Source organism: Streptomyces fodineus, assembly GCF_001735805.1.
GTDB classification, from domain to species: domain Bacteria; phylum Actinomycetota; class Actinomycetes; order Streptomycetales; family Streptomycetaceae; genus Streptomyces; species Streptomyces fodineus.
Window position 1 is genome coordinate 2,402,532 of record NZ_CP017248.1, and the last position, 20,516, is coordinate 2,423,047.

Consider the following 20,516-nt stretch of genomic DNA (forward strand, 5'->3'; position numbering starts at 1 on the left):
GTCCCCTCGGTGGGCGACGCTCAGCGAGCGACGGCGGTACGGAACGTGCGGACGGCCCAGGGGGCGACGACCGCGAGGATCAGCGCCATCCAGGCCAGGCTGAGGACGACGGGATGGTCGTTCGGGAAGGAGTGGTGGACGGTCGCCGCCGGGTTGCCCCACAGCGCGCGGCAGGCGCCGACCACGGAGCTCAGCGGATTCCATTCGGCCGCCACGGCCAGCCAGTGCGGCAGTCCGGTGAGCGGGATGAAGGCGTTGGACAGGAACAGCACGGGCATCAGCAGCAGCGACGGCACGGACGAGGCGGTCGCCGGATCGCCGAGCAAGAGCCCGATGAGCGCGCCCAGCCAGGCCATCGTGAAGCCGAACAGCAGCAGGATGCCGAAGCCGGCGAGCACCTTCGGCGCGTTCTCGTGGGTGCGCCAGCCGATGCCGAGGCCGACGGCGGCCATGGCGAGGCAGCTGAGCGCGCGCAGCACGGTGTCGCCGAGGGTGCGGCCGATCAGCACGGCGGCACCCGACATGGGCAGCGAGCGGAACCGGTCCACAAGTCCGTTGCGCAGATCCTCGACGGCGCCGACCGCCGTGCCGGGTACGGCGCTCATGACGCCCTGGACGAAGATGCCCGCCATGATGAACTCGGCGTAGTCGCCGTGCGGCACCTCGATGACGCTGCCGAACAGCACGCCGAAGAGCAGGACGAAGACCATCGGCAGCAGGACGGCGTTGACCAGCCGGCCCGGGGCCCGCCGCAGGTGCCGCAGATGCCGTTCCAGGCAGATCAGCCCGTCGTTGAGCCCCGTGAACAGCCCGTCGCGGGGGGCGCTTTCCGTCAGTGTGCTCATGCCGCGGTCCTCTCCTTGCGCCGGTCCTCGTTGTGGGCTTGCGCGCCGGTGTGGCCGGTGAGGCTGAGGAAGACGTCGTCGAGGGAGGGGCGGCGGACCGCGAAGTCCGTCACCGTCACCCCGGCGGTCCTGAGCGCCACCGCCGCCTCGGCGATGTCGTGCAGCGTGCCGTCCACCGGCACGGACAGCACCCGGCCGGCGTCGTCGGCGAACGGCACCGCGCCCACGGCACGGCTGAGGGCGGCGGTCGCGACGGGCCGCTGGGCAGGGTCGGTGAGCGCCACTTCCAGGCGCTCACCGCCGACCCTGCGCTTCAGCTCGTCGGAGGTGCCCTCGGCGATCACCCGGCCGGAGTCCACGACCACGATCCGGTCGGCCAGTTCGTCGGCCTCCTCCAGGTACTGGGTGGTGAGCAGCACGGTGACCCCCGCCGCGACCTCCTCGCGGATCATCGCCCACAGGCCGAGCCGACTGGCCGGGTCGAGACCGGTCGTCGGTTCGTCCAGGAAGAGCACGGACGGCCGGGCGACCAGACTGGCCGCCAGGTCCAGCCGGCGGCGCATACCGCCCGAGTACGTTCCGGCGGGCCGGCCGGCCGCGTCGGACAGGTCGAACCGGTCCAGCAGTTCGGCCGCCCGCTGTCGGGCCGCGGCGCGGCTCAGCCGGTGCAGCATGCCGATCATCCGCAGGTTCTCGGCGCCGGTGAGCTGCTCGTCGACGGCCGCGTACTGGCCGGTGAGGCCGATGGCCCGCTGCACCTGCCGGCGTTCGCGCAGTACGTCGTACCCGGCCACCCGGGCGGTGCCCGCGTCGGGTTCGAGCAGGGTCGCGAGGATGCGGACGGTCGTGGTCTTGCCCGCGCCGTTGGGTCCGAGCACGCCGAGCACGGTGCCGGCCGGGACCGCGAGGTCGACGCCGCGCAGCGCCTCGTGGTCGCCGTACCGCTTGCGCAGTCCTTCCGCGTGTATCGCCAGCTCCACTGTTCGCTCCTCACTCACCGCGGACTCGGTCCGCGAGGACTCGGCCGATCTCGGCGATCGGCCCGGGACGGGTCATCTCGTCGTGGGCGCAGGCGACTTCGTGGATCTCCAGTCGTCCTGTCACATGGGGGTGCCAGGCCTCGACGCTCGGGGCGTCCGCGCCGCGGCCCTCGACGGCCAGGAAGTACAGGACGTCACCGCGGTACACGCCGGGCCGCAGGGCGTCACCGACAGCCTGGTTGTTGGCGGCGACCCGCTCGATGGCCGCGATGTGCCGGGCCTCGAGTCCGGCGAGGCCCGTCTCGCCCGAGCCGAGCAGCTGAGCCACGGCCGCGTGGTCGAGGGGCCGGCCGTCGTCGGCGGGGGCCCGGCCGGTCAGCCCGGCGAGTCCGCGCAGGAAGCCGTCGCCGTGGTGCTCGACGTGCGTGCGGCCGGCCGGGTAGGCGTCGAGGAGCGCGAGCAGCGCGACCTGTTCGCCGGCGGCCTGCAGCCGGGTGGCCATGAGGTGGGCGACCAGGCCGCCGAAGGACCAGCCGAGGAGGTGGTACGGGCCGTGCGGCTGGACCTTCCTGATCCGGTCGAGGTAGTCGTCGGCCATCTCCTCGGCGCCGACGGGGAGCCGGTCCGCTCCGGTCAGTCCGCGCGCCTGCAGCGCGTACACCGGCCGCTCCCGCTCCAGGGCCGGTACGAGCCCGGAGTAGACCCAGCCGACCCCGAGCCCGGGGTGCACGCAGAACAGCGGCGGCAGGGTGCCCGTGGAGCGCAGCGGCAGCAGGACGTCGAGGGCGTCGTCGAGGGCGTCGTGGCCCAGCCGGGGGGCGAGCCGGGCGACCGTGGGCGCCTCGAACACGGTGCGGACGGTGAGGTGCGCACCGAGGGCGGTACGGATCCGGCCCGCGAGCCGCATGATCAGCAGGGAGTGGCCGCCCAGGTCGAAGAAGTCGTCGTCGACGCCGACCCGTTCCACCCCGAGCACCTCGGCGAACAGCCGGCACAGCAGCTCCTCGCGCTCGGTGCGCGGCGCCCGGTACACCCGGGAGGAGGTGAACCCGGGTGCGGGCAGGGCCCGTACGTCGAGTTTGCCGTGCGGGGTGAGCGGCAGCGCGTCGAGGCTCACGAACGCGGCGGGCACCATGTACTCGGGCAGGGCGGCGGCGACCAGGGCGCGCAGTTCGTCCGTGCCGGGTACGGCGTCCCCGCTGAGGTAGGCGACCAGGCGCTGGTCGCCGGGGGTGTCCTCGCGCAGCACCACGGCGGCCCGGCCGACGCCCGGGTGCCCGGTCAGCACGGACTCGATCTCCCCGGTCTCGATCCGGAAGCCGCGCAGCTTGACCTGTCCGTCGCCGCGGCCGTCGTAGACGAGCCGGCCCTCGGCGTCCCAGTGGGCCAGGTCCCCGGTGCGGTACATGCGCGCCCCGGCCGGGCCGAACGGGTCGGCGACGAAGCGTTCGGCGGTGAGCGCGGCCCGGTCGAGGTAGCCGCGGGCCAGGCTCGCGCCGGCGATGTACAGCTCGCCGCGCACGCCGGCCGGGACCGGGCGCAGCCAGGCATCGAGCACGTACGCCCGGGTGTTCGCGAACGGGCGGCCGATCGGCACGGGTCCGGCGGGTAGTCGCTGCCCCGGTTCGATGCGGTACTGGGCGCAGTTGACGGTGGCCTCGGTCGGCCCGTACACGTTGACCACGGTGGTGCCGGGCCTGCGGGCACGGAATCCGGCGAGGGCCTCGGCCGTCAACGCCTCGCCGCCGAGGAGGAGTTCACCGGACGGGACGTGCGCGTCGGGGGCGGCGTCGAGCAGCGGCAGATGGCTGGGGGTCGCCTTGAGGAACGTGATGCCGGTGCCGGTTCCCGGTGCGTCGTCGAGCCCGGCGATCCGCACCCGGCCGCCGGTGACCAGCGGGGTGTAGAGGGCGCTCACGGTCAGGTCGAAGGTGACCGGCGAGTGCAGCAGAGCGCTGCCCGCGGCACTCGGGTAGGCGGCCGCCGCCCAGCTCAGGTAGTCGGTGACAGAGCGGTGCTCGACCACCACACCCTTGGGCCGTCCGGTAGAGCCGGAGGTGTAGATGACATACGCCGGGTGGGCCGGGGAGAGCGGGGCGACACGGTCCACGTCCGTGAGGTCCCCACCGTCCCGTACGGCCAGGTCCCGGAGGGTGTCGGGGTGGTCGAGGAGCAACGGGGTGGGTCCGGCGGAGGACCGGGCGGGGCCGGTGCCGGCCTGGGCGGGGCCGACGGACAGACCGGCGGACGCGGCGCCGGCCGGGGTGGAGCCAGCGGGCATCCCAGCGGACGTGGCGCCGGCCGGGCCGGACCCGGCGGGCATCCCAACAGACGTGACGCCGCCCGGCGCGGAGCCGACGGACAGCCCAGCGGACGCGGCACCGCCCGAGGCGGGCCCGGTGGGCAGACCGGCGGACGTGGCGCCCACCCCGGCGGAGCCGGTGGGCAGAGCGGGGGCCGTGGTGTTGTCGGTCAGCAGGAGGACCGGGGACGCGTCGGTGAGGACGAAGTGGGTGCGTTCGGCCGGGTGGTCGGGGTCGAGCGGCAGATAGGCGGCGCCGGACTTCAGCACCGCGAGCAGGGCGACGATCAGGTTGGGCGAGCGTGGCAGGGCGATCGCCACCACCCGCTCGGGGCCGGCGCCGCGGTCCACCAGGAGCCGGGCGAGCCGGTTGGCGCGGGTGTTGAGCTCCTCGTAGGTGAGGGTCTCGTCGCCGGCGACGACCGCGGTGGTGTGCGGGGTGCGCCGTACCTGGGCCTCGAACAGCGCGGGCAGCGGTTGCGCGGGCACCTCGCGCGTTCCGCCGTCGCCGTGGGCGAGCAGCCGGCGCCGCTCCTCGGGGGTGAGCACGTCGAGGGTGCACACCGGTGCGTCGGGCCGGCCGGTGGCCGCGGTGAGCAGGGTGTTCAGCCGCCCGGCGAGGCGCTCGGCGGTACTGCGGTCGAACAGCTCGGTGTTGTACTGGAGCACGCCGTCGACGCCTGCCGGGGTGCCCGCGGAGTCGAAGCGTTCGCCGAGGTGGACGGCCAGGTCGAACTTGGCCACGGCGGACTCGGCGGGGTACGGGCTGGTGGTGAGGCCGTCCAGCCGGAAGTCGGCCTCGGCGTTGTTGTGGACGGAGAGCAGCACCTGGAACAGGGGGTGCCGGGCCAGCGACCTGGCCGGGTTGAGCACCTCCACGAGCCGCTCGAAGGGCAGGTCCTGGTGGGCGTAGGCGGCGAGGTCGGTCTCCCGGACGCGGGCCACCAGTTCCCGGAAGGTGGGGGTGCCGGAGGTGTCGGTGCGCAGCACCAGGGTGTTGACGAAGAAGCCCACGAGGTCGTCGAGGGCGTCGTCGGTGCGGCCGGCGACGGGGGTACCGACGGGGATGTCGGTGCCCGCGCCCTCCGCGGTGAGGACGGCGGCGAAGGCCGCCTGGAGCACCATGAACATGCTGGCGCGGGTGTCGTGCGCGACGCGGGCGAGCCGGGCGTGCAGGGTGGCGTCCAGGGTGAAGGGGACACCGGCGCCCCGGTTGCCGAGGACCGCCGGGCGGGGCCGGTCCAGCGGCAGTTCGAGCTGGTCGGGCAGGCCGGCCAGGGTCCGCTTCCAGTGGGCGATCTGCTGGGCCGCGACACTCTTTTGGTCCTGTTCGTCGCCGAGCACCCGGCGCTGCCACAGCGCGTAGTCCGCGTACTGCACGGGCAGCGGTGTGAAGGCCGGTGCGCCGCCCGCCCTGCGGGCCGCGTAGGCGGCGGCGAGGTCGCGGGCCAGCGGGGCCATCGACCAGCCGTCGGTGGCGATGTGATGCACCACCAGCAGCAGTACGTGCTCCTCGGCCGCGGTGCTGAACAGGGTGGCCCGCAGCGGGACTTCGCGGGTCAGGTCGAAGCCCCGGGCGGCCTCGGCGGCCAGCAGCGCGTCGACCGTGTCCTCGGTCGCGCCCGCGAAGCGGAAGGCGGTGCCGGCGGGCAGCACCTGCTGGCGGGGTTCGCCGTCGGTGGCGGGGAAGACGGTGCGCAGGGTCTCGTGGCGTGCCACCACGTCGGCGAGCGCCGCGTCGAGCGCGTCCCGGTCGACGGGGCCGTGCAGCCGTACGGCCAGCGGGATGTTGTACGTCGCGTTCGGGCCCTCCATGCGGTTGAGGAACCACAGCCGGCGCTGGGCGAAGGACAGCGGCACCGCGTCGGGCCGGTCCGCGGCGCGCAGCGGCGGCCGGGCACCGCCGGCCGCGGCGACCCGTGCGGCCAGCTCGGCCGGGGTCGGCGCCTCGAAGAGGGCACGGATGGCGAGTTCCACGCCGAGGTCGGAGCGGACCCGGCTGACCAGGCGGGTGGCGAGCAGGGAATGGCCGCCGAGCGCGAAGAAGCTGTCGTCGACGCCGACCGTGTCCAGGCCCAGCACCTCGGCGAAGAGGGCGCACAGCGCCTCCTCCTCGGCGCTCTCGGGTGCCCGGCCGGTGGTGGACCCGGCGAGTTCGGGCGCGGGCAGGGCCTTGCGGTCGACCTTGCCGTTGGGGGTCAGCGGGAACTCGTCGAGCACGACGGTGGCGGAGGGCACCATGAACTCGGGCAGCACCGCGCCGATGTGCTCGCTCAGGGTGTCCGGGTCCGCGGCGCGGCCCTCGGCCGGGACGACGTAGGCCACGACCCGCTTGTCGCCGGGTTCGTCCTCGCGTACGACGACCACGGCGTGGCCGACGCTCTCGTGCTGGGCGAGCACCGACTCGATCTCGCCGAGCTCGATGCGGAAACCCCGGACCTTGACCTGGTGGTCGGCGCGGCCGGCGAACTCCAGTTGCCCGTCGGCCCGCCACCGGCCGAGGTCGCCGGAGCGGTAGAGGCGGGAGCCGGCCGGGCCGAAGGGGTTGGCCACGAACCGGGTCGCGGTCAGTGCGGGCCGCTCGTGGTAGCCGCGGGCGAGGCCGGGCCCGGCGATGTACATCTCGCCGACCGCGCCGGGGGGCACCGGGCGCAGCCAGCGGTCCAGCACATAGACGCGGGAGTTGACGAAGGGGTGCCCGATGGGCGGGGTGCCGCCGATACCGAGCGGGCCGCTCATGGTGGCGCCGACGGTGGTCTCGGTCGGACCGTAGCCGTTGAGCAGGCGGCGGCCCGGTGCCCAGCGGGCGACCAGCTCGGGCGTGCAGGCGTCGCCGGTGGAGACGAGGGTGGCGCCGGCGAGCAGGTCCGGGCCCGCCGGGAGCGAGGCCAGCGCGACCGGCGGCAGCGTGGCGTGGGTGACCTCGTGCCTGGCGACCAGGGCCGCGAGCGGCTCACCGGGCAGCAGGTCGTCGGCGGAGCCGAGGACGAGCGCGGCGCCGGAGAGCAGCCCCATCGACAGGTCCCAGAAGCCGGCGTCGAAGCTCACCGACGCGAACTGCAGCACCCTGCTGCCCGGGCCCGCCTGGACGGCGTCGGCCTGGGTGACGACCAGGCTCGCCAGGCCGTGGTGCGGGACCACGACGCCCTTGGGGCGGCCGGTCGAGCCGGAGGTGTAGATGATGTACATCGGATGTGCCGTGGTGAGCGGGGCGAGCCGATCGCCGTCGGTGAGGTCGCCGGCGTCGCAGGCGGCGACGGCGGCCGAGGTTCCGGGGTCGTCCAGGACCAGCCGGGGCACGTCCGGTGCCAGGTCGCCGAGCGCCACGGTGGCCGTGGTGGTGAGGAGCAGGCCGGGCCGGGCGTCGGCCACCATGAAGGCGAGGCGGTCGACCGGGTAGGCGGGGTCGAGCGGCAGATACCCGGCTCCGGCCTTGAGCACGGCCCACAGGGCGACGACGAGGTCCACCGAGCGGGGAACGGACACGGCGACGAACTGCTCGGGTCCGACGCCCAGTTGGACGAGGCGGCGGGCCAGCCGGTTGGCACGGGCGTCGAGTTCGGCGTAGGAGACGGTGGTGTCGCCGCACAGCAGCGCGGGCGCGTCGGGTGTCTCGGCCACCCGGGCCCGGAACAGCTCGGGCAGGGTCGCCGGGGGGATCTCGCGGGCGGTGTCGTTGAAGTCGCCGAGCAGGCGCCGGCGCTCCGCCGGGGAGAGCACGTCGAGCCGGCCGACGGGCCGTCCGGGGTCGGCGACGACGGCCGTGAACAGCCGCACCAGCCGGTCCAGCACGGACCGGGCGGCGCTCTCGTCGAACAGGTCGGGGGCGTAGCACAGCCGCAGGTGCAGATCGTCGCCCATCAGCCCGGCGGCGAGGTTGAGCGGGTAGTGCGCGCCGTCGCGGCCGTCGACACCGCTGAACCGGACGCCGTCGACCTCCAGCTCCTCGGTGGTGGGGTCCACGGGGTAGTTCTGGAAGACGAGCGTGGTGTCGAACAGCTCCTGATGGCCGGAGAGTTGCTGCACGTCGGTCAGCCGGACGTGCTGGTGCGCGAGAAGTCCGGCCTGCTCGGCCTGGAGCCGGGTGAGCGCGTCCACGAGCGGTTCCTCGGGACGCAGGCGGACCCGCACCGGCAGGGTGTTGATGAACAGCCCGACCATGGTGTCGACGCCGGGGATCTCCGGCGGCCGGCCCGAGACGATCGCGCCGAAGACCACGTCGTCACGGCCCGTGAGGGCGGACAGCAGCAGCCCCCAGACGCCCTGGACGACGGTGTTGACGGTCAGCGAGCGGCTGCGGGCGAAGGCCTGGAGCGCGGCGGTGATCTCCGCCGGTACCTCGTGCCGGAGCCAGCCGGGCCGGACCAGCTCCCGGCCCCGGTGCACCGGGGCCACCAGGGTCGGCTCGTCGATGCCGTCGAGCGCGGTGCGCCAGGCCTCGCGGGCGGTGTCCGCGTCCTGGCCGGCGATCCAGGCCAGGTAGTCGCGGTAGGGGGTGACCGGGCGCAGTACAGCCGGGTCGCCCTTGCTGCCGTACAGCTCGAACAGCTCCCGCACCAGCACCGGGACGGACCAGCCGTCCATCAGGATGTGGTGCTTGGTCAGCATCAGCCGGAAGCGCTGGGGGCCGAGCCGGAAGACGGTGAAGCGCAGCAGCGGCGGACGGGTGAGGTCGAAGCCGCGCGCCCGGTCCTCGTCGGCGTGCCGGGCGAGTTCGGCCTCCCGCTTGTCCTCGTCCAGGGCGCTGAGGTCGATCTGCGCCCAGGGCACCTTGACCTGGCTGTGCACCAGTTGCACGGGCTCGGTCGACCGGTCGTGCCGGAAGCCGACCCGCAGGTTGGCGTGCCGCTTCAGCAGGGCCCGCGCGGCCAGGCGCAGGGCGCGGGCGTCCAGGGGCCCCTCGAGGTCGAGGAGGAGCTGGTGGACGTAGAGGTCCGGTCCGTCCTCGTCGTACAGGGCCTGGAACAGCATGCCCTCCTGCAGTGGCGACAGCGGGAGGACGTCCTCGATTGCGGACTTGCTCACTTGGCCATCTCCCATTCGTCCGTGAAGTCGTCGAAGTCGTCGAAGTCGTCCTCGTCCGCGTCGTCCCGGTCGTCCGGGGCGAGCGGGCCGGCGCCCGTGGTGAAGGCGTCGAGGTCTTCCTGGCTGAGCCGGACCAGCGACAGGTCCGACGGGGTGAGTCCGCCGATGCCGGCCTGCTCGGCGTGGGCCGCGAGCGCGCGTACGGCGCGCGAGAAGCAGGCGGTGAGCGCGCGGACGTCGTCCTCGCGCAGCAGGGTCTGCGGCCAGGACCAGACGAGCAGCAGCCGCGGCCCGTCCGGGTGGTCCTCGGTCATCGCGTTGACGCCGAGGGCGTGGGTGAGCGGGGTCTCCGGGTCGGGCCGGCCACCGGAGAGGTCGGCGCCGCCGACCATCTGGGCGTCGGCGACCGGGGTCCAGGGCGCCGCGGCGCCGCTGCCGGCCGGGGCGGACCGGCCCAGGTAGTTGAAGCTGATCTGGGGGCCCGGGAGGTCGCGGAGCACGTCCCGGGTGCGGTGGTTGAGGTGGCGCAGCAGCCCGAAGCCCAGTCCGTGGTCGGGCAGGGCGCGCAGCTGCTCCTTGACCCGCTTGATCGCCTCGCCCACGGCCGCGCCGCCACGGTCCAGCCCGGCCGGATCGTGCTCGCCCGGGTCCAGCCGCACCGGGTGCAGGCTGGTGAACCAGCCGACGGTACGGGACAGGTCGACGCCGTCGACGACGTCCTCCCGGCCGTGCCCCTCCAGGTCGACGAGGACCGCGGTCTCGTCCTCCTCGCCGCGCCGGGCCCGCCACTCGGCGACCGCCAGGGCGAGCGCGGTGAGCAGGACGTCGTTGACACCCGCGTGGTAGGCGGCCGGCAGGGTGGTCAGCAGCGGGGTGACCTGCTCGGCGGCCTCGGTGGTGGTCAGGAAGCGCATCGTGGCGAACACGTCCTGACCGGGGTCGAGCGGACGGTCCCCGAGCAGTGCGTCCGGCTCCTCCAGCATGCCTTCCCACAACGGGAGTTCGGCCTCGCGCTGCGGGGTGTGGGCGAGCTCCAGCAGATGCTGGGCCCAGCGCCGGAAGGAGGTGCCGGTCGGCTGGAGCGCGGGCTCCTCGCCCTTCTGAAGTGCCCCGCAGGCGGCGGCGAGGTCGGGCACCAGGATCTGCCAGGACACGGTGTCGACGACCAGATGGTGGGCCACCAGCAGCAGCCGCCCGGCCCGCCCGGCCCCCGCGTCGAACCAGACCGCGTGGAGCATCACCCCGGCGTCCGGGTCGATCCTTCCCCAGGCGGCCTCGCTCTCCCGGGAGGTGAGCGCGCGCAGCTGTACGTCGTCCAGGCCGGCCGCGTCGACCCGCAGCACCCGCCCGGCGGCGTCCACGGTGCCGCGCTCGGGCACCTCCAGCCGCCACTGACCGGTCTCCCTGATCAACCGGGCGCGCAGGGCGTCATGGTGGTCGAGGAGCACCTGCAGCGCGCCGGTGAGCCGGCCCAGGGTGAGGTCCGCCGGGGCCTGCAGCAGCGTCGACTGGTTGAACCGCCCGATGGGCCCGCCGCGTTCACGCAGCCAGTGCACCGCCGGCGTGAGCGGCACCTCGCCGGTTCCGAGGTCGGGGCCTTCGCCGACGACCTGGTCCAGGCTGCCGGCGACGGCAGCGAGCGCGGCCACCGTGCGATGCTCGAAGACCTGCCGCGGGGTGATGACGAGCCCGGCGGCGCGGGCGCGGCTGACGAGCTGGATGGACATGATGCTGTCGCCACCGAGATCGAAGAAGCTGTCGTCGACTCCGACGGACGTCAGGTTCAGCAGCTCTCGGTAGATCCGGCTGAGGATCTCCTCGCGTTCGGTGGCTGCCTGGCGTCCGGTGGAGGCCGCGGAGAGGTCGGGGGCGGGCAGTGCCTTGCGGTCCAGCTTGCCGTTCGGGGTCTGCGGGAAGGCCTCGAGTACGACCACGGCGGCCGGGACCATGTAATCGGGCAGCGCCTCGCCGACATGGGCGCGCAGAGGGGCCGGGTCGGCGCTCGTACCGGCACGCGGGACGACGTAGGCGACCAGCTGCTTGACACCCGGGGTGTCCGCACGGACGAGAACGGCCACCTGACCCACCGACTCGTGACGGGCCAACACCGCCTCGATCTCACCGAGTTCGATACGGAAACCACGGATCTTGACCTGGTCGTCCGCCCGCCCGACGTACTCCAACTGACCGTCAGCCCGCCAGCGGGCGAGGTCGCCCGTGCGGTACATCCGCTCACCCGGGCCACCGAAGGGCGCGGCCACGAACCGCTCGGCGGTCAGGGCGGGGCGGCCGAGGTAGCCGCGGGCGAGTGCCGGGCCGGAGACATAGAGCTCGCCGGTCACCCCTGGTGGGACCGGGCGCAGGCGGGCATCGAGGACGTACAACCCGCTGTTGAACACCGGCCGCCCGATCGGCGGGACCTCTCCCGCACCGAGCGCGCCGCTCATGGACGCACAGACCGTCGTCTCGGTCGGGCCGTAGGCGTTGACCAGACTCCGGCCCGCCGACCAACGCGCGACCACCTCACCCGACAGCGCCTCTCCGGCGGAGACGAGCGTGCCGCCCGGCAGCAGGTCCTCACCGGCGCCCATCGCCGCCAAAACCACCGGCGGGAGGGTGGCATGCGTGACCCGGTGGGTCCTGAGGGTGTCGGCCAGCGGCTCCCCCGGCTGCAGCCCCTGCGCCCCCGCCACGACAACGGCCGCACCGGAGAGCAGGCCCATGCACAGCTCCCAGAACGCCGCGTCGAAACTCGGCGAGGCGAACTGCAGCACCCGGCTGCCCGGCCCGACACCCAGCCGCTCGGCCTGCGTGGCCAGCAGACTCGCCACACCCGCATGGGAGACCACCACACCCTTCGGACGGCCGGTGGAACCCGAGGTGTAGATGACATAGGCGGGGTTCTCGGACCGGACACGTGCACCAGGCGCAGTGGCCGGCACACCGGACAGGTCCAGCACGTCGAGCAGGACCGGTTGCGTGCCCTCCGGCAGGCAGTCCGTGGTCCCGGTGGTGGCCAGGACCAGCGCGGGACGGGCATCGCCGAGCATGTACGCGATCCGCTCCGCCGGATACGCCGGATCCACCGGCAGATACGCACCGCCCGCCTTCCACACCGCCAGCACGGCCACCACCAACTCCTCGCTGGAGCGGGGCAACGCGAGGGCCACCAGCGACTCCGCACCGATACCCGCGCCGACCAGGTGCTGCGCCAACCGGTTCGCCCGCACGTCCAGTTCCGCCGCCGACAGCGTGCCTTCGTCCGAGATCAACGCGGGCGCCTGCGGACCGGCCGCCCCCCGGCGCGCGAACAACTCGGGGACGGTGGACGGTTCCAGGGCGCGTGCGGAGTCGTTCCAGGTGGTCAGGACGTTCAGGCGCTCCTCGTCGTCGAGGATGTCGAGGTCGCCGATGGGGGTCTCCGGGTCCGCGACCACCGCGCTGAGCAGGCGCAGCAGGCGGTCGATCAGCCGCTCGACCGTGGTGTGGTCGAACAGTTCGCTGCTGTACTCGACCAGGCCGTCCATCCCACCCGAGGTGCGCTCGCTGAACTCCAGGCCGAGATCGAACTTGGCGGCTCCGGTTCCCACCGGCAGCGGGATGACGTCCAGTCCGGGGAGGCGGAGGTCGGCGGCTGCGGTGTTCTGCAGCACCAGCATGACCTGGAACAGCGGATGCCGCGCCTGCGAACGCTCCGGCGCCACCACGTCCACCACCCGCTCGAACGGCACATCCTGATGCGCGTACGCCCCCAGATCCCACTCCCGCACCCGCCCCAGCAACTCACGGAAACCCGGATCACCCGACACATCCGTCCGCAACACCAGCGTGTTCACGAAGAACCCGACCAGATCACCCAGCGCCTCGTCCTGACGCCCCGCGATCGCACCACCCAGCGGAACGTCCTCCCCCGCACCCAACCGCGACAACAACGCAGCCAGACCCGCCTGCAACACCATGAACACCGTCGCCCGCGACTCACGGGCAAGGGAGGCGAGACCCTGGTGGAGCGCGGGGTCGACGGTGAAGGTCAGCATGCCGCCGCTGTGGCTCGCCACGGCCGGGCGGGGCCGGTCCGTGGGCAGCTCCAGCAGGTCCGGCGCCCCCGCCAGAGCCGTCTTCCAGAACTCCAGCTGACGAGAGACCAGGCTCGCCGGGTCCGACTCCTCCCCCAGCAGCTCCCGCTGCCACAGGCTGTAGTCCGCGTACTGCACCGGCAACGCCGGCCACTGCGGTACGTCACCGGCCACGCGGGCCTCGTACGCCACCGCCAGATCCCGGCCCAGCGGCACCAATGACCATCCGTCAGCGGCAATGTGATGTGCAGTCAGCAAAAGGACGTGGTCCTCGGCGCCGAGTGCGAACAACTCCGCCCGCACCGGGAGCTCCGACCCCAGATCGAAGCCCCGGCCGGCCGCAGCCGTCAGTGCCTCCTCCAGCTCACCCTCGCCGACCTCGGTCACCGGCAGCTCAAGGCGAGCCTGGTCGAGCACCTCCTGCCACGGCACACCCCCCTCCTCCGGGAACACCGTGCGCAGGCTCTCGTGCCGGGCCACCACATCACCCAGCGCCGCCCGCAGCGCCGCCCGGTCCACCGCACCCCGCAGCCGCAGGGCGAGCGGAATGTTGTAGGTGGCCCCGGAGCCTTCGAGGCGGTCCAGGAACCACAGCCGACGCTGGGCGAAGGACAGCGGCACCCGGTCGGGTCGTACGGCGGGCAGCAGGGCCGGGCGGGCCGCCTCGGCCTCGCCGAGCCGTTCGGCGAGCTGCGCCGCCGTGGGGGCCTCGAACAGGGTGCGGATGGCGAGTTCGACGCCGAGGGCGGCGCGGATCCGGCTGACCAGGCGGGTGGCGAGCAGCGAGTGGCCACCCAGGTCGAAGAAGTGGTCGTCGACGGAGACCTCGGGCACGCCGAGTACGTCGGCGAAGAGACCGCACAGGATCTCCTCCTGCGGGGTGCGGGGCGCTCGCCCCGCCGTCGCGCCGGCGAGATCGGGGGCGGGCAGTGCCCTGCGGTCCAGCTTGCCGTTGGGCGTCAGCGGCAGCGCGTCGAGGGTGACGAAGCCGGCCGGGACCATGTAGTCGGGCAGGCTGCGCGCGGCGTGGGCGCGGATCTGGCCGTGGTCGAACCGCTGACCGGCCGCCGGGACCAGGTAGGCGGCGAGGCGGCGGTCGCCGGGGCGGTCCTCCCGTACGACGACCGCGACCTGTGCCACGGCCGGGTGGGCGGCGAGGACGGACTCGATCTCGCCGAGCTCGATCCGGAAGCCGCGGATCTTGACCTGGTCGTCGGCCCGGCCGACGAACTCCAGGGCGCCGTCCTCGGTCCAGCGCGCCACGTCTCCGGTGCGGTACATCCGCGTCCCGGGGGCACCGAAGGGGTCGGCGACGAACCGGCTCGCGGTCAGGCCGGGCCGGCCCCAGTAGCCGCGGGCCAGTCCCTCGCCCGCGACGTACATCTCCCCGGCGACGCCCGGCGCGGCGGGGCACAGTCCGCCGTCGAGCACATAGATCCGCAGGTCCGGGATGGCGCGGCCGATCATGCTGCCGGGGCCGACGGCTGCGCCGGGCGCGTCGAGCGCGAGGTGGCTGACGTGCACGGTCGTCTCGGTGATGCCGTACATGTTGACCAGGACCGGGGCGTCGTCGGCGTGCCGGGCGTACCAGTCGGCGAGCCGCCACAGGTCGAGCGCCTCGCCGCCGAACACGACGTACCGCAGGCACAGCCGGTCACCGGTCCCGGGGTTCTCCCGGTCGGCCTGCATCAGCTGGTAGAAGGCGGAGGGCGTCTGGTTGAGCACGGTCACGCGCTCGTCGGCGAGCAGCCGCAGGAACTCCTCGGGGGACCGGCTCACCCCGTGCGGTACGACCACGAGCCGGCCGCCGTGCAGCAGCGGGCCCCACAGCTCCCACACGGAGAAGTCGAAGGCGTAGGAGTGGAAGAGCGTCCACACGTCGTCGGGGCCGAAGTGGAACCAGTGGTCGGTGGCGCCGAAGAGGCGGACGACGTTGTGGTGCGGGACGACGACACCCTTGGGGCGGCCGGTGGAGCCGGAGGTGTAGATCATGTACGCCGGGTGGTGCGGGCGCACGTTCACGGCGGGGGCGGTGCCCGGCTCCGCGGCGAGCGCGGCCACCGTGCCGGGCTTGTCGAGCAGGAGGCGGGCGGTGTCCTCGCCGAGCCCGGCGGGCAGGCCTGCGTCGGACCGGGTCACCAGCAGTGCCGGGCGGGCGTCGCCCAGCATGTGGGCGAGCCGGTCCGCCGGGTAGTCCGGGTCCAACGGCAGGTAGGCCGCACCGGACTTGAGCACCGCCAGCACGGCGACCACCAGGTCAAGGGACCGGGGCAGGGCGAGCGCCACGAACCGCTCGGCCCGCGCCCCGCGCCGGACGAGCAGCCGCGCCAGCCGGTTGGCGCGGGCGTCCAGCTCGGCGTAGCTGAGCCGGTCACCGCCGAGCGAGACGGCGACGGCGCCCGGGGTGCGGGCGGCCTGGGCGGCGAAGCGGGCGGTCAGCGTGTCCGGGTCGACTTGCGCGGCGGCCCGGGTGTCCGAGGGGACCTGGACGGCCGGGGTCCTCTGGGCGAGCCGGGTGTCCGGGCGGTCCTCGGCGGCCTGCCTGTCCGCAGCGGCCTGGGCATGCTCGGCGGCCGGAGCGGCCTGGGCATCCTGGCCGGCCTCGGCGGCCGGGGGCCTCGGTGTGTTCCACTCCTCGATGACGCGGTGGAGTTCCTCGGCGTCCAGGATGTCCACGCGGCCGGCCGGCTGGGTCGGGTCGGCGGCGAAGGACTCGAAGATGCGTTCCAGGCGGCCGGCGATGCGGTGCACCGACGTGGTGTCGAAGAGGTCGGGACGGTGGTCCAGGCGCAGGGTGAGGCGGCCGTCGACCACGCTCGCGACGACGCCCAGGGCGTAGTGGGTGGCGTCGGTGGCGTGCAGGCCGGTGAGGGTCAGGCCGTCGACCGGTGGCTGGAGTCCGGCCTCGTCGAGCGGGTAGTTCTCGAAGACCGCGATGGTGTCGAAGAGGGTGCCGTGTCCGGCGACGCGCTGCACCTCGGTCAGCCCCAGGTGCTGATGGGCCATCAGGTCGGCCTGGCGGGTCTGGAGCCGGGCCAGGGCGTCGGCCAGCGGCTCGGCGGCGGGCAGCTCGATGCGTACCGGCAGGGTGTTGATGAAGAGCCCGACCATGCTCTCGATGCCCGGTATCTCCGGCGGCCGCCCGGACACGGTCGCGCCGAAGACGACGTCGTCGCGGCCGGTGAGCTTGGCGAGCAGCAGCGCCCAGGCGCCCTGCAGCACGGTGTTGAGCGTGAGCCCGTGCCGGCGGGCCTGGTCCCGCAGCGCGTCGGTGAGCCGTTCGGTCAGCCGCACCGTGAGGTGGCGGGGCGGCACAGTGGGCGGCGGCGCGTCGGCGGGGGCGAGCAGGCTCGGTCCGTCCAGCCCGGCCAGCGCCCGGCCCCAGGCGGCCTCGGCGGCCGCCTTGTCCTGTCCGTTCAGCCAGGCCAGGTACTGCCGGTAGGGGGTGACCGTCGGCAGGGCGGAGGCGTCGCCGCGGGCCGCGTACAGCTGGAACAGCTCCCGCACCAGGACCGGCATGGACCAGCCGTCCACCAGGATGTGGTGCTTGGTGAGGACGAGGCGGTGCCGCTCCTGGCCGAACCGGTACAGCGCGCAGCGCATCAGGGGCGGCCGGGTCAGGTCGAACCGCGTGGCCCGGTCGGCGGCGAGCAGCCGGTCCAGCTCGGCGCGCTGCCGGTCCGGGTCGGTCTCGCCCGACAGGTCGGTCTCCGTCCACGGCAGCGTGACCTCGTGGGGCACGATCTGCACGGCGCGGCTGAGTCCCTCGTGCCGGAACGCGGCACGCAGGTTGGGGTGGCGGCGCAGCAGGGCCTCGGCGGCAGCCCGCAGTGCGGCGGCGTCGAGCGGCCCTTCCAGGTCGAAGCTCAGCTGCACGGTGTAGACGTCGGCGGCACGCTCGTCGTACAGCGCGTGGAAGAGCAGTCCTTCCTGCAGCGGCGAGAGCGGCAGTACGTCGGCGAGTCCCTGCTTCGTCATTGAGCGGTTCTCCAGTCGGCTTCCAGCAGGTCGATCTCGGCCTGGGACAGTGAGACGAGGGTCAGATCGGAGGGGGTGTGCCCGCCGGCCTCGGGGGCCCCGGCGTGGTCGGCCAGGACGGCCAGGGCACGCGCCCAGGTGCCGGCGAGGTCGGCGACCTCCGGTTCGGTGAACAGGTCGCCCGCCCAGGACCAGGTCGCCACCAGGCAGGGGCCTTCGGGGCGGTCCTCGGTGAGCGCGTTGAGTTCGAGTTCGTGGGTGAGCGGCATGGCCGGGTCGGCCCCGCCGCCGAGCGCGTCGGCCTCCGGCGCCGCCGTCCAGGGCTCCTCGCTCCGGGAGGCCGCCGGGAAGCGGCCCAGGTAGTTGAACCCCAGCTGCGGCGGGGCGGTGCGCGGCAGCGGGCCGCCCGGCACCAGATGACGGAGCATGCCGTGGCCGATGCCGCCGTCGGGCACCGCGCGCAGCTGCTCCTTGATCCGCTTGAGCGCCTCGCCGGCGGCGGGACCGCCGGACCAGAATCCGGAGCCGGTACGGTGTCCGGCCCCCGGGTCCAGGCGCACCGGGTGCAGGCTGGTGAACCAGCCGACGGTACGGGTGAGATCGGCGCCGTCGACGACGTCCTCCCGGCCGTGCCCCTCCAGGTCCACCAGGACGGCCGTACCACTGCCCTTGCCCCGGCGGGTGCGCCAGTCGGCGACGGCCACGGCGAAGGCGGTGAGCAGGACGTCGTTGACGCCCGCGTGGTAGGCGGCGGGCACGTCGGCGAGCAGGGCCGCGGTGTGCTCCGGGGAGAGGGCGCGCACCAGGGTGCGTTCGGTGGCGAACGTGTCACGCCCGAGGTCCAGTCGTCCGCTGCCCAGCACTGGATCGTCCCCGGCCGACTGCCGCCGCCACAGCGGCAGTTCGTCCGCGCGTCCCGGTGCCGCCGCGGTCAGCGCCTCGGACCACACGCGCAAGGGCGTCGGCACGGGGGCCGGGCTGGGCTCGGCGCCCTTGTCGAGCGCCTCGCAGGCGGCGGCGAGGTCGGGCACCAGGATGCGCCAGGACACCCCGTCGACCACCAGGTGGTGCGCGACGAGCAGCAGTCTGCCGCTCCGCCCCGGCCCGCCGTCGAACCACACGGCTTGGAGCATCACCCCGGCGTCCGGGTCGAGCCGGCCGGCGGCCGCGTCGGCCTCGGCGGCGACGGCCGCACGCGACTCCTCGGCCAGGGTGCCGGCCCACTCCGCCCGGCGGACCAGACCGGCCGCCCGGACCGTGCCCGGCCGCGGCACGTCGAGTGCCCAGTCGTCGTCCCGGACCAGCCGGGCGCGCAGGGCGTCATGGTGGTCGAGGAGCACCTGCAGGGCCTCGGTGAGCCGGTCCAGGGTGAGGCCCGCCGGGGTGTGCAGCAGGACGGACTGGTGGAACCGGCCGATGGGCCCGCCGCGTTCGCGCAGCCAGTGCACGATCGGGGTGGCGGGCACCCTGCCGGTGCCGCTGCCCGCCGGGAGCACCGGTACGGCCGCGTCCTCGGCCGCTTCGGCGACGAGGGCGAGTCCGGCGGGGGTTCTGTGCTCGAAGACCTGGCCGGGCCTGATGACGAGCCCGGCGGCGCGGGCGCGGCTGACGAGCTGGATGGACATGATGCTGTCGCCACCGAGATCGAAGAAGCTGGCGTCGACTCCGACGGACGTCAGGTTCAGCAGCTCCCCGAACAGCCCGCACAGGACTTCCTCGCGTTCGGTGGCTGCCTGGCGTCCGGTGGAGGCCGCGGAGAGGTCGGGGGCGGGCAGTGCCTTGCGGTCCAGCTTGCCGTTCGGGGTCTGCGGGAAGGCCTCGAGTACGACCACGGCGGCCGGGACCATGTAATCGGGCAGCGCCTCGCCGACATGGGCGCGCAGAGGGGCCGGGTCGGCGCTCGTACCGGCACGCGGGACGACGTAGGCGACCAGCTGCTTGACACCCGGGGTGTCCGCACGGACGAGAACGGCCACCTGACCCACCGACTCGTGCCGGGCCAACACCGCCTCGATCTCACCGAGTTCGATACGGAAACCACGGATCTTGACCTGGTCGTCCGCCCGCCCGACGTACTCCAACTGCCCGTCCGCCCGCCAGCGGGCGAGGTCGCCCGTGCGGTACATCCGCTCACCCGGGCCACCGAAGGGCGCGGCCACGAACCGCTCCGCAGTCAGCCCCGCCCGGCCCAGATACCCACGGGCCAGGGAGACTCCAGCGACGTACAACTCACCCGTCACCCCTGGTGGGACCGGGCGCAGGCGGGCATCGAGGACGTACAACCCGCTGTTGAACACCGGCCGCCCGATCGGCGGGACCTCTCCCGCACCGAGCGCGCCGCTCATGGACGCACAGACCGTCGTCTCGGTCGGGCCGTAGGCGTTGACCAGGTTCCGGCCCGCCGACCAACGCGCGACCACCTCACCCGACAGCGCCTCTCCGGCGGAGACGAGCGTGCCGCCCGGCAGCAGGTCCTCACCGGCGCCCATCGCCGCCAAAACCACCGGCGGGAGGGTGGCATGCGTGACCCGGTGGGTCCTGAGGGTGTCGGCCAGCGGCTCCCCCGGCTGCAGCCCCTGCGCCCCCGCCACGACAACGGCCGCACCGGAGAGCAGGCCCATGCACAGCTCCCAGAACGCCGCGTCGAAACTCGGCGAGGCGAACTGCAGCACCCGGCTGCCCGGCCCGACACCCAGCCGCTCGGCCTGCGTGGCCAGCAGACTCGCCACACCCGCATGGGACACCACCACACCCTTCGGACGGCCGGTGGAACCCGAGGTGTAGATGACATAGGCGGGGTTCTCGGGCCGGACACGTGCACCAGGCGCAGTGGCCGGCACACCGGACAGGTCCAGCACGTCGAGCAGGACCGGTTGCGTGCCCTCCGGCAGGCAGTCCGTGGTCCCGGTGGTGGCCAGGACCAGCGCGGGACGGGCATCGCCGAGCATGTACGCGATCCGCTCCGCCGGATACGCCGGATCCACCGGCAGATACGCACCGCCCGCCTTCCACACCGCCAGCACGGCCACCACCAACTCCTCGCTGGAGCGGGGCAACGCGAGGGCCACCAGCGACTCCGCACCGATACCCGCGCCGACCAGGTGCTGCGCCAACCGGTTCGCCCGCACGTCCAGTTCCGCCGCCGACAGCGTGCCTTCGTCCGAGATCAACGCGGGCGCCTGCGGACCGGCCGCCCCCCGGCGCGCGAACAACTCGGGGACCGTCAAAGGCGAGATCTCGCGCCCGGCGCCGCTCCACTCCCCCAGCACCTGCCGCCGTTCGCCGGCGTCCAGTACGTCGTGGGAGCCGA

At 73.9% G+C, this 20,516-nt stretch carries 5 protein-coding genes; all 5 read right to left on the reverse strand.

Annotated features, from left to right (window positions below; all coding sequences use genetic code 11):
• Window positions 1–20: 20 nt before the first annotated feature.
• From BFF78_RS09720 to BFF78_RS50495, 5 genes are read right to left on the reverse strand one after another with little or no spacing between them, the layout of a single operon-like run.
• Window positions 21–845: an ABC transporter permease gene (locus BFF78_RS09720; protein ID WP_069777923.1), complete on the reverse strand. Its 825-nt coding sequence runs from the start codon at window positions 843–845 to the stop codon at window positions 21–23.
• Window positions 842–1,825: an ATP-binding cassette domain-containing protein gene (locus tag BFF78_RS09725; protein ID WP_069777924.1), complete on the reverse strand. Its 984-nt coding sequence runs from the start codon at window positions 1,823–1,825 to the stop codon at window positions 842–844. The genes BFF78_RS09720 and BFF78_RS09725 overlap by 4 nt, the downstream gene beginning before the upstream one ends.
• Before the next feature lie 10 nt (window positions 1,826–1,835).
• A complete protein-coding gene (locus BFF78_RS09730) occupies window positions 1,836–9,152 on the reverse strand; it encodes a non-ribosomal peptide synthetase (RefSeq protein ID WP_069777925.1) in 7,317 nt (2,438 codons plus the stop codon).
• Complete coding sequence (locus tag BFF78_RS09735) at window positions 9,149–17,206, reverse strand: non-ribosomal peptide synthetase (protein WP_069777926.1); 8,058 nt, start codon at window positions 17,204–17,206, stop codon at window positions 9,149–9,151. The genes BFF78_RS09730 and BFF78_RS09735 overlap by 4 nt, the downstream gene beginning before the upstream one ends.
• Entirely contained in the window at window positions 17,203–20,475 is a 3,273-nt protein-coding gene (locus BFF78_RS50495; protein ID WP_472573261.1) for an amino acid adenylation domain-containing protein, read from the reverse strand. Before BFF78_RS50495 ends, BFF78_RS09735 begins: the two co-directional genes overlap by 4 nt.
• Window positions 20,476–20,516: the final 41 nt, after the last annotated feature.